Annotated in this window: 8 protein-coding genes and 2 pseudogenes; 9 read left to right on the top strand and 1 reads right to left on the bottom strand. The window is 45.5% G+C overall.

Annotated elements, in window-relative coordinates; translation table 11 throughout:
• From ABYB02_RS09735 to ABYB02_RS09755, 5 genes and pseudogenes are all read left to right on the top strand, one after another.
• Positions 1 to 183: pseudogene (locus ABYB02_RS09735) on the top strand (elongation factor Tu); the annotation flags it as partial.
• Between the two features lie 517 nt (positions 184 to 700).
• On the top strand, positions 701 to 1,498 hold the full coding sequence (locus ABYB02_RS09740) for a VOC family protein (protein ID WP_372762274.1): 798 nt from the start codon (positions 701 to 703) through the stop codon (positions 1,496 to 1,498).
• 136 nt (positions 1,499 to 1,634) lie between these two features.
• Positions 1,635 to 2,000, top strand: coding sequence for a hypothetical protein (locus ABYB02_RS09745; protein ID WP_372762275.1), 366 nt, complete (start codon positions 1,635 to 1,637; stop codon positions 1,998 to 2,000).
• Positions 1,997 to 4,340: pseudogene (locus ABYB02_RS09750) on the top strand (fatty acid cis/trans isomerase). The gene ABYB02_RS09745 and the pseudogene ABYB02_RS09750 overlap by 4 nt, the downstream one beginning before the upstream one ends.
• Before the next feature lie 158 nt (positions 4,341 to 4,498).
• Entirely contained in the window at positions 4,499 to 5,911 is a 1,413-nt protein-coding gene (locus ABYB02_RS09755) for an ATP-binding cassette domain-containing protein (RefSeq protein WP_372762276.1), read from the top strand.
• A gap of 46 nt (positions 5,912 to 5,957) precedes the next feature.
• On the opposite strand, the gene ABYB02_RS09760 is transcribed toward ABYB02_RS09755, so the two are convergent.
• The gene (locus ABYB02_RS09760; protein WP_372762277.1) at positions 5,958 to 6,836 is read right to left on the bottom strand and encodes a TraB/GumN family protein; all 879 of its coding nucleotides are present in this window, start codon (positions 6,834 to 6,836) and stop codon (positions 5,958 to 5,960) included.
• Between the two features lie 656 nt (positions 6,837 to 7,492).
• Here ABYB02_RS09760 and ilvG point away from each other — a divergent pair.
• The 4 genes from ilvG to ABYB02_RS09780 all read left to right on the top strand — a co-directional run.
• Positions 7,493 to 9,142: an acetolactate synthase 2 catalytic subunit gene (gene ilvG / locus ABYB02_RS09765; protein WP_372762278.1), complete on the top strand. Its 1,650-nt coding sequence runs from the start codon at positions 7,493 to 7,495 to the stop codon at positions 9,140 to 9,142.
• Positions 9,139 to 9,381: an acetolactate synthase 2 small subunit gene (gene ilvM, locus ABYB02_RS09770; RefSeq protein WP_372762279.1), complete on the top strand. Its 243-nt coding sequence runs from the start codon at positions 9,139 to 9,141 to the stop codon at positions 9,379 to 9,381. The genes ilvG and ilvM overlap by 4 nt, the downstream gene beginning before the upstream one ends.
• 100 nt (positions 9,382 to 9,481) lie before the next feature.
• Positions 9,482 to 11,338 (top strand): dihydroxy-acid dehydratase, encoded by a 1,857-nt coding sequence (ilvD, locus tag ABYB02_RS09775; RefSeq protein WP_372762280.1) that lies wholly within the window; start codon positions 9,482 to 9,484, stop codon positions 11,336 to 11,338.
• A 3-nt stretch (positions 11,339 to 11,341) separates the two neighbouring features.
• Positions 11,342 to 12,010: pyridoxal-phosphate dependent enzyme (locus ABYB02_RS09780; RefSeq protein ID WP_372762281.1), on the top strand; the 669-nt coding region annotated here is incomplete at its 3' end.

Consider the following 12,010-nt stretch of genomic DNA (forward strand, 5'->3'; position numbering starts at 1 on the left):
ACAACTGACGTAACTGGTGACGTACAGTTACCAGAAGGCGTAGAAATGGTAATGCCTGGTGATAACGTTAAGATGACAGTAACTCTAATCGCGCCAATCGCGATGGACGAAGGTCTTCGTTTCGCTATCCGTGAAGGTGGCCGTACTGTAGGTGCTGGTGTTGTAGCAACTATCGTAGAGTAATAATTAACGTTTAAGTTAATTATTAGAAAAAGGTCACTTCGGTGGCCTTTTTTAATGCCTGCGATTTACGTCATGTGAAGGTGGCGCTGTTACCCCAGGCGTAGGTGCTTTGTAGCAACTATCGTAGAGTAATAATTAGCCTAGCTAATTAATACTAAAAAAACCCGAGCTTAGCCTCGGGTTTTTTAATGCCTACGATTTACGTCATGTCAAGGTGGCGCTGTTACCTTAGGCGTAGGTGCTTTGTAGCAACTATCGTAGAGTAATAATTAACGTTTAAGTTAATTATTAGAAAAAGGTCACTTCGGTGGCCTTTTTTAATGCCTGCAATAAAGTACAGGTTTCAGGTTTCAGGTTTCAGGTGATGCAGCGCGGTGTTAATTTGAACACTGTCGTTTGAGTGGAGTTTAGTGAAACCCGAGGGGTGGATTTAAGGCGAGTAAATGTAATGCGCTATTCGACTCTGGCTCTGTTTTATTCTAAGCTGAATAAACGCTAAAATTTTTAGGCAGCAAATATGAGCAAAGTAATTAATCATCCACATGGTACTTTTTGTTGGTCAGAGTTGTGTACTCATGATTGGGCAAAAGGGAAGGCGTTTTATACCTCGTTGTTTAGCTGGGGCTGTGATGATCAGCTGATCGGAGACGATATTTATTACACTATGCTACAAAAGCAAGGTGATGATATTGCTGCTATGTATGAGATGCCTCAGCAGCAACAAGATGAAACGCCGAGCCATTGGCTTACTTATATTGCCGTTAAAAATGTGGATGAATGTGCTTTACGGGCGAAGGAGTTAGGCGCTGAAATCATTGCTGGGCCGCACGATGTGATGGATGCCGGGCGGATGCTGCTGTTAAAAGAGCCAGGCGGAGCAACCTTTGCTTTATGGCAAGGTAATCAGCATCAAGGCTGTAAACGCTTAGGCGAACTAAACACGCCGTATTGGCATGAGCTAGCGACACGTAATAGTGAAAAAAGTCGTGAATTTTATTGCCAATTACTGGGTTGGAAAAGTGAAGTGAAAGCCATGCAAGGAATGGATTATGTGCTATTTATTGCCAATGGCCAACCCGTTGCTGGAATGATTGAGATGACTGATGAGTGGCCAGCTGATACACCCCCACACTGGATGATTTATTTTGCAGTAGAGCATTGTGATACCGCGGTAAACCGTGCCGTAGAGCTTGGCGGACAGGTGTGTGTGCCTGCCACTGATATTCCCGAGGTGGGGCGTTTTAGTGTCATATTGGACCCCCAAGGCGCGGTGTTTTCGGTGCTGCAGTCTGCTATGGACGATGTAAAAAGTTAATCATTGGCTAAAGCTAAGATTAACCGGGGGGAGAGAGGGAGATTTTTAACTGCGGTTTGTTGTGGTGGTTACGTTAATTTTCAAGGTTATTTGTTATAATGCTCGATAATTACACCCTCATTCATTAGAGAGCACGATGGAATTTTCACAAGATAGTCACTTAACCCTGCCTTTGTTTATGCTTGACGAAAGCCTCAGCAGCAGAGATTTAACCCAGCCGGATTTTGAAATAGCTATAGTACTTGATGATGAGTTGTTAGCACAATTATGTCAAAACCCCAGCGCAAGCAGCAGTATTGCTATTACGGTGCAAGACTATCAATTAATTATTAATAACCCCACGTTTAGCGCGTTATTAGAACAACAGCATGATGCACAATTAACCCTTACTCATGGCCCTTTGTTAAGTGCGGTACTAACCACACAAGAGCAGCACACCTTTGTTTCACCACAAATGGATATGATGCCAACCTTTGACCTCGGCGATGAGGACGAGGAATGAGAAAAATAATCATCAGTACCTTAGTACTGATTATTCTAAGTGGCTGTGCGTATTTAGGGAATGCTCATTACAATGAGTTATTTGGCCCAGAGCAAACGCAACCGCGCATAGTGGCACATAATAGCGCTGCCGGTGCCGATTTTTTACAACATGTGAAACCGGTGCTCGATACTCGCTGTGTGGTGTGTCATGGCTGTTATGATGCTGCGTGTCAATTAAAGCTATCTTCACCTGAGGGAATAGATCGTGGGCTCAGTAAAGAGCGGGTATACGACGGTACGCGGTTATTAGCCAGCAATCCTAGTCGATTGTTGTTTGATGCTGAAAACACCCAGCAGTGGCGTGATAAAGGCTTCTCGCCGGTGCTTAATGAGCGTCAGCAAAGTGCTGAAGCAAATTTAGCCGGCAGTGTGTTATTTAATAGCTTAGTGCTGAAGCAAAGCGCTGATAACGCTAACAACAATGAATTACTCGATGAAGAAAAATTTGATTTTTCTTTAAATCGCAGTCAAAGCTGCGCCACTATGGGGGAATTTGACCAATTTGCCAGTGAGCAACCGCATGCGGGTATGCCGTATGGGCTGCCAGGGATCTCACGAGAAGAGTTTAATCACCTGCAGCGCTGGTTACAAAATGGCGGTGAAATGGCACACATTAACCCGCCAACAAGCTATGAATTAAAGCAAGTTAAACGCTGGGAGGCTTTTTTAAACCAAGACAGTTTAAAGTACCAATTAGCGGCGCGTTATATTTATGAGCACTGGTTTTTAGCTAATATTTATTTTGCAACCGATGACACGCCTGATAGCTTTTTTAAACTAGTGCGCTCAGCCACGCCGCCGGGGGAACAGATAAAGTTAATTAATACCCGTCGTCCTTATGATGATCCTAAAGTAGCGCGCGTGTATTATCGTTTTATGCATGAACGGGCGACTATTTTATCGAAAACACATTTACCACTTAAGTTAAATGATGAAAAGCTAGCGCGTTTATATCAGCAATTTATTGCCCCTGAATACACAGTCACGGCGATGCCGAGTTATGCACCCAAGTTAGCCTCTAACCCATTTAAAACGTTTGAAGCACTACCTATTGATGCTAAATACCAGTTTATGCTCGATGAAGCTGAGCTTATTATTATGGGCTTTATTAAAGGGCCGGTGTGTCGCGGGCAAATAGCGCTTAACGTGATAAACGATCATTTTTGGGTCGCCTTTGCCGATCCGCAAAAAGTAGCGACGCCCGCTGTAGGTAAAATGCTCGCGCAGCAAGAGGATGCACTTGAACTACCAGCGGCTGAAGAAAGTAATGCGTTAGCGATTGCTAATTGGGTTAAATATTCAGTACGTGAAAAGCGCTATTTAAAAGCGAAAGTGGAGCTGGCGAATCAGCTGTTTAAAGACGGCGATCATTTAACCACTAACTTATTGTGGCAAGGTGAAGGCAGTAATAAAAATGCGGCGCTGACGGTGTTTCGTCATTCAGACAGCGCAACGGTAGTAAAAGGTTTTATTGGCCAAGAGCCTAAAACCATGTGGGTACTGGACTATGCGTTATTTGAGCGTATTCATTATTTATTGGTTGCAGGGTTTGATGTGTATGGCAATGATGGGTCATCAATTAGTCACACGGCTGTATATGGATTTTTTACGCTTAGAGGGCGAGAGTAACTTTTTGGCGTTATTACCCGAACAACAACGCGAGCAAATTAAGAAAAGCTGGTATCGCAAAGCGCCACCGAGCTTGTCGCAGTTCTTTAAAAACAATCGCGAATTTAGCCAACCCAGTGGTATTGAGTATCAAACCGATGATCCGCAGCATGAGCTGTACGGCTTAATAAAAACGGCGTTAGCGCCGGTGTTAAGTGAGCATTATGATTACACTCGCGTGCCACAGCCGTTAGCCAGTATTAATACCTTACCGGTTAAGGCGATTAACTTGTTACCGCCGGTATCCTATGTATTGGTAAAGCAGGCCGATGAGAGTCACAAAGCGTATACGATTATTCATCATAATGCGCATTACAACATTTCTAGCTTGCTGAATGAAGCAGGGCAGCGCGCCTTTGCCGAAGACACCGTAACCATAGTACCCGGCTTTATTGGTGATTACCCCAGCGCCATTTGGTACTTACAGAATCAGCAACAAGTAACTGCGTTTGCTGAGCAATTGTCGCTGCTACAAATTGAAGCCGATTATCGCGCGCTGAAAGCCAAGTTTGGTGTGCGTCGTACTCACCCTCAATTTTGGCAGTACAGTGATATTTTACATCAAGTGGCGAAGCAGTATCGTGGGGTTGAATACGGCTTGTTTGATTACAACCGCTTAGAAAACCGCTAAGACAAAATTTACTTATTAAACGCCCAGCACTAAGTTGCTGGGCTTTTTTATTGCGCGCCGCTTAGTTGAAATAATTAACAGTGTATAAAATAGCGGTTGCTTGATAGTTTAATTGTGAGGTAATTTCAATTAACGGTAGTTAATAATAAGAGCGCGCAGTGCAGTCAATTCAGCTTCAAGCATACAGTGGCTATTTATCCGGGCAAGGTAATAGTCGCTTTGAAATACACAACCTCAACTGGCACGTTAACCAAGGTGAACATTGGTTGTTAATCGGTGCCAACGGCGCGGGTAAATCAGCATTGACAGCGGTGTTAGCAGGGGAGGCTAAGCCCATTAGCGGTGCGCGTCATTGCAGCATAGCATCAGTGGCACTGGTGTCTTCTGATGCGCAAAAGCAGCTTATCAGTCAGCAGTTAGCGACTGGTGAGGACAGTGTAGTTAAACAGCTGATTGTTAACAGCACAGGTTATAATACTCAGCTGGGGCAGCGCTTGATTACGGCATTGGATGCTGAAAAACTATTGGCGCGTCGCTTTAGCGATTTATCTACCGGCGAAACACGTAAATTGTTGCTCATTAAAGCCTTGAGTTGTGGCGCGCGCTTAGTGGTGTTAGATGAGCCGTTTGATGGCTTAGATAGTGACGCGAGTGCAGCGCTGAGGACGTTGTTAATGCAACTAAGTGAATACATTAGCTTTGTATTTGTGTTAAATCGCGTCGCTGAAATACCAGCTTATATTACCCATTATGGCTATGTTAATCAGCGCCAGCTGCAACATACATTGGCCCAGCCAAATGCAGAGCAGCGGGCAGATTTGCTGAAATTATTACATTTAAAGCAGACGTCATTGGTCATTCCAAGGCGTGATAGCGCACAAACGACAGGACTGTTCAGCGCTGAGGTGCTGGTTAAGCTTAAGCAAGCTAAAGTGAGCTATAACGCAGTCACTGTTTTTCAGCAACTCGATTGGACCATTAAACAACACCAACATTGGCAGCTCAGTGGTAACAATGGCTCCGGTAAAACCTGTTTACTCAGCTTGATCACCGGCGATAATCCACAGTGTTATAACAACGACATTGAAGTATTTGGCTTTAAACGTGGCAGTGGTGAAAGTATTTGGGATATAAAGCAGCATATCGGCTTGGTGTCTAATGCGCTACACATGCAGTACCGAGTGAGTATATCGGCGTTAAATACGATTATATCGGGTTTTTACGACAGTATCGGCTTGTATCAGAGCGCAACCCACTCACAACAGACACTCGCTAAGCAATGGTTGGCATTAATAGGTTTAAGCGATAAGCAGCATACGTCGTTTACCCAACTGTCGTATGGCGATCAGCGTATGCTGTTGATTGTACGCGCAATGGTAAAACATCCTACGTTATTGATTTTAGACGAGCCCTGCTTAGGCTTAGATGAAGCAAACAGACAGCGTGTACTGCTACTGATAGAAAAAATGTGTGCTGCCAACAGCAGTACCGTAATTTATGTCAATCACCACGCAGCAGACAAAATTAACGGCATCAATAATTACTTAACCATGGCCGATTATCAGCCTTAATAGCAGCTTGAGCGGCTGCTTAGTCACTCAAGCTGGGTGCGCGGTATTAAAGGCGTGTAACAGTGAAGCCTTTAGCTTGTAATTGCTGAATTAAACCGTGTTTTTCAGGTAAATGCAGCGCGCCGACGGCAATGAAAAGGCGCTCGTGTGCCAAGCGCGGTGCTAACTGTGCTAGCCATTTATTGTTACGATTAATTAGCATCACTTGTTCGCTGATCTCGCCGTAATTACTGTCATCAAAGCTGGTATGGTAATAATGAGTGAGCGTGTCCATATCGCCATTTTTCCACGCATCAACTAACTTAATGAAGTAACCGTCTATATCGGCGAGCTGCTGAAAAGTTTCGGCAATCATTTCGTTACTCAGTAATGCCATAGCATCAAACATTTGTAGTTGCTGCTCTAGGGTTTCAAGCTCAGCTATTTTTATATTGTTACTTTTAGCGTAAGTAAGTATTTGCTTATCAATACCGGTTTTATCTGAAAACCCCGCGTTTTGAAATTCAATTTGCATCATGCTAACCATCACTGCCCACGGCTTTAGGCCATTAAACATAGCTATATCAATCGACTTTTTAGCAAAATAATCTTTCAGCTTGGTGTAGTTTTGTTGCGACAGCTCGCTTTGCAGGGTTTTGCCATTTTTTAACAACATAAATGGCATAGATCGTTGCTGCATTTGCAGTGGCGTTAGCTTGCTGATATCTACTTCAACCACCACTTGTTCGCTTTTGTCTATAGCGTCGGTGACATATTTTGGTAACCCCTGCATGCTGGCGTCGCCTACGTGTACGGTGCCAAATAAATACGAGTTAACGCCGTTTTTTTCTATTTTAAATAACGCCGGAGCAGCATAACTCTTAAAGCTAAGCGCAATCAGTAGCGTGATAATAATGAGTTGGCTAATACGGGGCAGTATATTCATGGTTTATCCTTAAAGTCTGGCAATCATGGTTGTGTAAAGGGCAGTAAAGCAATAGCGCGTTTGCAGTTGCTAGTTAGATACTATAGCAGTTTCACCGCGCTATAAATCTTCTGGCTTTTTGCTAAACATTAGCAACCCGCATCTTGCGGGTGGCGCAGGTGGCAAAAATAGCGTGCGTCGATGAGTCATTAAAGTGTACCGCGGTGATATTTATTTAGCTATTTTACTGAAAACGAATCGCACTCTAAATTGCCGATATTAGACTAGAGAATTTGCCTTTCTAACTGAATTGCATAAACAAATCTTTTTTCAGCTGCTTTATGAAATTTTTCACCGGATAACGGCGGTTTAGCTTGTTTTAATAGCATGATTTTGATGTTGACTTAACTAGCTAAGCGCGGTATTAATATAAATAGACAGCGAAAAAACTATTTCGCCATAATTTATTAAACAATATTTGGTATTAATTACATGCTTGCAAACGCACTTAACCTAGTCCTGATTATTATCGTGGTGATTATTCCCGCGAGGGCTTCGTAGTGCTTTAAAAAACTTAAGCATTAAAAAGCCCTCCGCACTTAACTGTTCGGAGGGCTTTTTAGTTTTAGCAGCAAAATTTGTGATTAACGAGTCACTGAGGAATGGGGATTTTAACAATGACAGGCGCAGAATTAACAATCGACTTACTAGCCAAGCACGGCGTAAATGAAGTATTTGGCTACCCAGGTGGCGCTATTATGCCGATTTACGATGCGCTGTATGGTGCGCCGGTCAAGCACTACCTTACTCGCCATGAGCAAGGTGCTGGGTTTGCAGCGGTAGGCTACGCCCGCAGTACTGGTAAGCTTGGAGTGTGTTTTGCCACCTCGGGTCCTGGTGCCACAAATTTAATCACCGCGTTGGCTGATGCGATGATGGATTCGGTGCCGCTACTAGCCATCACCGGGCAAGTGCCGACAGCGGCTATCGGCTCGGATGCCTTCCAGGAGGTGGATGTGTTGGGGATGTCGCTGTCGTGTACAAAGCACAGTTACATGGTAGAGCGAGCAGAAGATTTAGCCGAAATACTTCAAGAAGCAATGCATTTAGCACAAAGTGGCCGCCCAGGCCCGGTATTAGTAGACATTCCCAAAGACATCCAAATGGCGCAAGTGCCTTTCCAACCTTGGCTGGCCGCCGACGAGTACTTACCAAGCTTAGATTTAAAGCAAGTGGCCATTGCCAATCAACTGCTCAGCGAGGCTAAACAGCCTGTGGCTTATGTGGGCGGCGGTGTGCAAGCCGCGGGTGCGCAAAACGAATTAATGCAGTTTTTAAATAAAACTCAAATGCCAGCGGTAGCAACGTTAAAAGCATTGGGCAGTGTATTACCCGATTATGAATATGATTTAGGTATGTTAGGTATGCATGGCGGGCAAGCTGCTAACCTAGCGGTACAAGAATGTGACGTTCTGCTGTGTATCGGTGCACGCTTTGATGACCGTGTTACTGGCAACTTAGCGAAGTTTGCGGCTAACGCTAAAGTAATTCATTTAGATATCGACGCCGCCGAAGTCGGTAAGCGTAAACCGGCTAAAGCGTCGTTAATTGCCGACCTAAAAACCTCATTACCGGCGCTTGAATGTTTTGTCACGCCACAAGCGTGGTGCGATCACAACAAGGCGATGATGACGCAATACGCATGGCGTTACGACTACCCCGGTGACAAGGTTTTTGCCCCGTATTTACTTAACCAACTTAGCCAACGTATGCCGAAAACCGGCGTAGTGTGCTGCGATGTAGGGCAGCATCAAATGTGGGTGGCGCAGCATATGAAGTTTAATCACCCGAGCAATCACTTAAGCAGTGGCGGAGCAGGCACTATGGGGTTTGGTTTACCAGCCGCGATTGGCGCACAAGTGGCCCGCCCCAATGACTTTGTGATCACAGTATCGGGCGATGGCTCGATCATGATGAATATTCAAGAATTAGCCACTATTCGCCGTAATAACTTACCGGTAAAAATACTTATTTTAGATAACCAGCGTTTAGGTATGGTGCGCCAATGGCAAGAGCTGTTTTTTGCAGGGCGTTACTCTGAAACCGATCTATCTGATAACCCTGATTTTGTGCAATTAGCTGCGGTATTTGGCATACCCGGGCAAACCATTACCCATGCTAATCAAGTAGATGATGCAATAACCGCATTGGTTAATAGTGAAGGCCCTTACATAGTACACGCCTGTATTGATGATAAAGAAAATGTTTGGCCATTGGTGCCGCCGGGTGCGGCTAACGATGAAATGATGACGGAGAAAGTACAATGAAATACAGTTTAACGATCGCTTTAAAAAATCAAAGTATTGCAGTAGAGCGCTTTTTGCGCGTAGTACGTCATCGTGGTTTTGATTTAACTCATTTTCAACTCAATATGGATGATGGCCAGTACCAGGTGGCAATGACAGTAGACAGCGATAAACCGCTGCACTTATTAACCAGTCAGCTTAATAAGCTGGTGGATGTAACCGCGGTGACGGTGCAAAACTTACAACGACAAGCAGTGTAAGCTGCGCGAAGTAACAAATTAGCGAGTAGGTTAATAAACTTACTTAACAACTTAAGAATGAGGAACGCCCGCAGACGCTGCGGCAACAACTGAGGTAACTATGGCTAAATTAAGAAGTGCAACAACAACCGAAGGTCGAAAACGCGCAGGTGCTCGTGCATTATGGCGTGCAACCGGAATGACAGATACGGATTTTGGTAAACCGATCATTGCCGTTGTAAACTCGTTTACCCAATTTGTACCTGGGCATGTGCACCTTAATCAGCTGAGTGAGCTGATGGCCGAAACCATTACCCAAGCCGGTGGCGTACCCAAAGAATTTAATACCATCGCAATCGACGACGGTATTGCGATGGGGCACGGCGGTATGCTGTATTCATTGCCGTCACGGGATCTCATTGCCGACTCGGTAGAGTACATGGTGAACGGTCACTGTGCCGATGCGATGATCTGTATTTCTAACTGCGACAAAATCACCCCTGGGATGATGTTGGCAGCACTACGCTTAAACATACCGGTTATATTTGTCTCGGGTGGGCCGATGGAAGCGGGTAAAACTAAACTGGCTAATATCGATATCAAACTCGATTTAGTGGATGCCATGGTGAAAGGGGCTGATGAGTCAGTAAGCGATGCCGATTCTGAGCAAGTAGAGCGCTCGGCGTGTCCTACCTGTGGTTCTTGCTCAGGCATGTTTACCGCAAACTCAATGAACTGTTTATTAGAAGCCATCGGTCTAGCACTGCCAGGCAATGGCACGACCTTGGCAACCCATAAAGACCGTAAACAATTGTACGTTGAAGCAGGGGCGCGCATTGTTGAGCTGTGCCGCGAGTATTACCAAAAAGATAACCAAGATGTACTGCCTCGTGCCATTGCCAATAAAACTGCCTTTATGAACTCTATGGTGGTGGATATAGCCATGGGGGGGTCATCCAATACGGTATTGCATTTATTAGCTGCTGCCCAAGAAGCCGGCGTTGATTTTGATATGTCGCACATCGATGCGCTATCGCGTAAAACCCCGTTTTTATGCAAAGTCGCCCCTGCGACCCCTGAGTATCATATTGAAGATGTGCACCGCGCAGGTGGCATGATGGCCATAGTACGTGAGCTTGGCAAAGCAGGTTTAGTGGATTTATCGGTTAACCATGTTGCCGGTATGACCATGGGTGAATTGGTTAAAAAATGGGATGCGACCGATCCGAGCAACGAAGCCGCACGCAAATTTTACCGTGCTGGCCCTGCAGGTATTCGTACCACTAAAGCCATGAGCCAAGAGTGTCGTTGGGATGAGGGCGATAACGACCGTGAAAATGGCTGTATTCGTAGTGTCGAGCATGCGTTTCGTCAAGATGGTGGCCTAGCGGTATTGTCGGGTAACTTAGCGGTGGACGGCTGTATTGTCAAAAGCGCCGGTGTGGTAGATGAGATGCTGCATTTTGAAGGCACTGCCGTGGTATACGAATCACAAGATGACTCGGTAGCCGGTATTTTAAATGATGAAGTAAAAGCCGGTGATGTGGTGGTGATCCGTTACGAAGGGCCTAAAGGCGGGCCGGGCATGCAAGAAATGCTGTACCCAACCAGCTACTTAAAATCAAAAGGCTTAGCTGAGCAATGTGCGCTGATCACCGATGGGCGTTTTTCGGGTGGTACGTCAGGTTTATCAATTGGCCATGTGTCACCAGAGGCGGCCAGTGGCGGCGCAATTGCCTACGTTGAAAACGGCGATAAAATTATTATCGATATTGCCACTCGCGAAATAACGTTAGCCATCAGTGATGAAGAGTTTGAGGCACGTAAGCAAAAACAATTAGCACGCGGTAAACAAGCGTATAAACCGCTTGATCGTCAGCGTTATGTGTCGTCTGCGCTTAAAGCCTATGCGCTACTTGCAACCAGTGCCGATAAAGGCGCGGTGCGTGATTTAGCCAAATTAGAGGAGTTAAGCTAGCCTATGGTTTCGCAAGAACTCGATTATTTTCGCGCTATTATTCAGGCTAATATGGAGCCTTTAGCAAAAGTGACTGAGGTGAGCAACATGGCTGAGCTCAGCACTAAGCTGGGTAATCAGGTATGGCTGAAGCGCGAAGACCAACAGCCGGTGTATTCATTTAAATTACGCGGGGCTTTTCATAAATTAAATAAATTGCCGAAAGGTTCCGTGGTTGTTACGGCGTCGGCGGGCAACCATGCTCAGGGTGTGGCGCTGAGTGCGTCATACTTAGGCCATCAAGCAACAATTGTTATGCCGGTTACCACTCCCGAAATAAAAGTCAATGCGGTGCGTGCACTGGGCGGAGAGGTGGTGTTGCATGGCCATCATTTTGATGCGGCTAAAGCCCATGCGTTAGAGCTTACCGAGCAACGCAATGGGGTGTTTGTACCACCGTTTGACGACCCCGATGTTATTGTTGGCCAAGGCACGGTGGCGCGTGAGCTGATGCAGCAACTAAATGAGTTAGATGCGGTATTTATTCCGGTAGGTGGCGGCGGCTTATTAGCTGGCATGGCGGTGTATATCAAATCGTTGCGCCCTGATATAAAAGTAATAGGGGTTGAAGCCGATGAAAGCGCCTGTTTACAAGCGGCGTTGCAAGCCGGTGAACCCGTAGAGCTGGAGCGG

Origin of the sequence: Pseudoalteromonas sp., from assembly GCF_041613455.1 — a bacterium.
In the GTDB taxonomy this organism is placed as follows: Bacteria; Pseudomonadota; Gammaproteobacteria; order Enterobacterales; family Alteromonadaceae; genus Pseudoalteromonas.